Here is a 3,077-nt window from a genome sequence, read left to right as displayed (position 1 = left end):
CCAATTTACACTGGCAGCTTGAACACCATTCCAGTGTTCGCCATTCGTAAGCCGGCACACCGTACTCAATTGCCATAACAGCGGATTGGGGACTTCTCGCGACCCTTTCGCCGACCCGATCCCTTGGCTTGGCCTTTCGCGTGCCCGCCTCAGCGTGGTAGGCTATTGATGAGGTATCGATATGCTCAGCCGAGTCTTTACCGCATTGTCACTGACCGCCCTCGCGCTCTTGTTCAAACGGCTGGTCGTCCGGAGACCGCCGCGCCATCCCTACCGCAAAGCCGAATCCGAGTGGCCGAGCAGCTACCGGGAGCCCCGCTGACGACTTCTCCGCGGCCCGTTTCCGGATCACGGTCTCAATGGAAAATCTGTCAGGGTCGTGTGCGGACTTCAGGAGATGACGCAAAGTGAGTTGGCGCGGGCGCTTCGCTGCCATCCCGCCGTGCCGGTGCTTGCAGGATGCGTTATTCAAAACCCCCGCCGCATAGCAGAACGATTCATCTGACATCACCGCAGCATGACCCCTCATTTTTTAGTCCGTTGGCACCACGTGTAATTTCAATGTAACTATACGGATGTCAACCAACTTAATATGGAGGCGCCATGAAGGCGCGCGTCGTGCGAATCGGCAATTCCAAAGGCATCAGGATTCCCAAGTCAGTCCTTGAGCAATGCCAGCTGCATGGGGCCGTGGACCTGGAAATTCAACAAGGTCAACTCGTCATACGGTCCGCCGCGAAACCCAGAGTCGGGTGGGCAGCCGCATTTGCAGAGATGCACCGCCACGCTGATGATCAGCTGCTTGATGCGGAGATCACGTCGAGCTCCTGGGATGAGAACGAATGGATGTGGTAGCCTCTCGCTTCGAGGTCTTTCTCGTCCGATTAGACCCCACCGAAGGACGTGAAATCCGAAAGACCCGTCCCTGCCGCATCATGTCACCCGACGAAATGAATCAGCATATCGACACCGTCATCGTGGCGCCCAGGACGCATATTCCACCGCCCCCACATTGACTGTGCCGGCATACCGACCTAGAATGCGGCTACACTTGTGACTACGGAGGATCCATGAAATTCGCCAACGTCCGTGAACTCAAGAACAAGACGTCCGCCATGCTGAAGATCGTGGAACGCGGCAACACCGTCCTTGTCACGACTCATGGACGGCCGACGGCGATGCTGGTCCCGGTCACGGAAGATGACATCGAAGATATCCTGTTGGCCCACAGTCCACAGTTGAGAAAGAAGATAGAGGAGGGCCTCAAAGATATTCGGGCCGGAAGGACCATGGCATTGTCCGAGTATCGGAAAACACGAATAAAGAGAAAGGTACGTTCTGTGTGACCTATCAGGTGTACCTTTCGGCACATGCCCAGCGCGATCTTGACCGCTGCTCTGACAAGATCACGCGACAGATTCTCGCCGATTGTACCGGCCTCGCCGGCGACCCAATCCCGGACGGAAAACGCATCAAAAAGCTTCAAGGGATAAAGGGCCCCATGTACCGTTTGCGAGCAGGAGACTATCGCGTCGTCTTCACGCGAACCGGCAATCGAATCGATATCGTGCGCGTGTTGAGCAAACCCGACTTTCAAAAAGCTTTCTAGAACAGGCACCGGCTCTCGGCGCACCCGCTTTAGTCGATAGGCCGGCCTCTCAAAAAACAGCGGCAGCCTGTCCGACACGGCAGTTGACATGTGATAGGGAAGATCACCGGCCGCGAGGCACGGACAGTGCGGCATAAGCGTACCCAGTACGACCTGCGGCACGGTTCTTCTGATGGAAATGACGGCGCATGATTTCAGGAGGCACGAATGAGGAACACCGACGTCCGCGCGGCGCGCTCCCGGATCACGGTTTCAGTGGGAGAATCTGTCAGGATCGGGCGCGAACTTCAGGAGATGACTCAAAGTGAGTTGGCGCGATTGACTGGAAGTGTAGCGCGCTCACAATGTTCGATTGAGAGACCTGGCCCCAACTCTTGTGGGCGCGATTTGTGGCGCGATGCATTCGTCTATTGCAAGCCGCTCCATCCGCTGACGGGGATGTTTGACCACCCTGGCCCTCACTGGATTGAGAACGACATAGCGCAATCTGCAACAGCCAATGTTTCAGTTCCTAGCTGCCGACGGCTAGACAGCTTGCGTTTTAGGATGGTTACAGATAGTTTGCCATGTGACATGTTTTGTGAGGAGGCGCAATGAAAGGCATCGATTTCCTGACCAATAAGCGAGGGCAGAAAACTGCCGTCCTGATCGATCTGAAACGACATGGCCGACTGTGGGAAGACTTCTATGACAGCATCGTTGCGCGCAAACGCGCTCGCGAACCGCGAGAGAGTTTGGATGTTGTAAAGGATCGTCTACGCCGAGCAGGAAAGCTTCGTGGGTGAGTACAGCATCGTCTTTGCCCGCTCAGCCCGCCATGAATTGGAAGTGCTTGATCCCGGAATCATCCGCCGCATCCTCCCCAAGATTGAGTCGCTAGCGAACGAGCCTCGCCCACATGGTGCTCTCAAGCTAACCGGTGAAAAACGCTTGTGGCGAATTCGCATTGGCGATTACCGAGTTATCTACGCGATTTTCGACAAAGAACAAAGAATCGACATAAGCGCTGTGCGTCATCGTCGAGAAGCCTATGACTAAAGTACCAACCAGTGGCATCACCTACAGGAGCAGCCTACTTCGCGCTGGACGATACTGACAGAGGCCGGGAGCCCCCTTTCACGACCCTCTCGGCCGACTGAGTGGCCGTAATGTCGATTCGAGGTCGAAGCGTTTGGCCAACCTACGCACCCAGACATTTTCTCCGATCGTGCGAGAACTTCAGGATGACTCAACGTGAGTTGGAGCGATTGACTGGGATTTCGCAATCCACTATCTCCGCTATTGAGAACAACAGCGTAAATCTGAGCGTCGAGCGAGCCAAAGTTCTCGCGCGAGCGATACGCTGCCATCCCGCCGTGCCGGTGCTTGCAGGATGCGTTATTCAAAACCCCCGCCGCATAGCAGAACGATTCATCTGACATCACCGCAGCATGACCCCTCATTTTTTAGTCCGTTGGCACCACGTGTA

Annotated in this window: 8 protein-coding genes; 7 read left to right on the top strand and 1 reads right to left on the bottom strand. The window is 55.6% G+C overall.

Going from position 1 to position 3,077, the window contains the following annotated elements; all coding sequences use genetic code 11:
- Positions 1-208 precede the first annotated feature (208 nt).
- Complete coding sequence (locus ACOSYY_RS00715) at positions 209-529, bottom strand: hypothetical protein (RefSeq protein WP_421660308.1); 321 nt, start codon at positions 527-529, stop codon at positions 209-211.
- A 74-nt stretch (positions 530-603) separates the two neighbouring features.
- Between ACOSYY_RS00715 and ACOSYY_RS00710 the strand changes: the two genes are divergently transcribed.
- The 7 genes from ACOSYY_RS00710 (at position 604) to ACOSYY_RS00680 (ending at position 3,027) form a co-directional block, all read left to right on the top strand.
- On the top strand, positions 604-855 hold the full coding sequence (locus tag ACOSYY_RS00710; RefSeq protein ID WP_421660307.1) for an AbrB/MazE/SpoVT family DNA-binding domain-containing protein: 252 nt from the start codon (positions 604-606) through the stop codon (positions 853-855).
- A complete protein-coding gene (locus ACOSYY_RS00705) occupies positions 843-1,016 on the top strand; it encodes a type II toxin-antitoxin system PemK/MazF family toxin (protein ID WP_421660306.1) in 174 nt (57 codons plus the stop codon). Before ACOSYY_RS00710 ends, ACOSYY_RS00705 begins: the two co-directional genes overlap by 13 nt.
- 54 nt (positions 1,017-1,070) lie before the next feature.
- On the top strand, positions 1,071-1,346 hold the full coding sequence (locus ACOSYY_RS00700; protein WP_421660305.1) for a type II toxin-antitoxin system Phd/YefM family antitoxin: 276 nt from the start codon (positions 1,071-1,073) through the stop codon (positions 1,344-1,346).
- Complete coding sequence (locus ACOSYY_RS00695) at positions 1,343-1,609, top strand: type II toxin-antitoxin system RelE family toxin (RefSeq protein ID WP_421660304.1); 267 nt, start codon at positions 1,343-1,345, stop codon at positions 1,607-1,609. The genes ACOSYY_RS00700 and ACOSYY_RS00695 overlap by 4 nt, the downstream gene beginning before the upstream one ends.
- 593 nt (positions 1,610-2,202) lie before the next feature.
- Positions 2,203-2,394, top strand: a complete 192-nt coding sequence (locus ACOSYY_RS00690; protein WP_421660303.1) for a hypothetical protein — start codon at positions 2,203-2,205, stop codon at positions 2,392-2,394.
- Positions 2,387-2,647 (top strand): type II toxin-antitoxin system RelE family toxin, encoded by a 261-nt coding sequence (locus ACOSYY_RS00685; protein WP_421660302.1) that lies wholly within the window; start codon positions 2,387-2,389, stop codon positions 2,645-2,647. Before ACOSYY_RS00690 ends, ACOSYY_RS00685 begins: the two co-directional genes overlap by 8 nt.
- Before the next feature lie 110 nt (positions 2,648-2,757).
- Entirely contained in the window at positions 2,758-3,027 is a 270-nt protein-coding gene (locus tag ACOSYY_RS00680) for a helix-turn-helix domain-containing protein (protein ID WP_421660301.1), read from the top strand.
- Positions 3,028-3,077: the final 50 nt, after the last annotated feature.

Source organism: Nitrospira sp. BLG_2 (assembly GCF_049222245.1).
The sequence above is the reverse complement of the archived record's forward strand: the minus strand, read 5'-3'. Positions and strand labels throughout refer to the sequence as shown.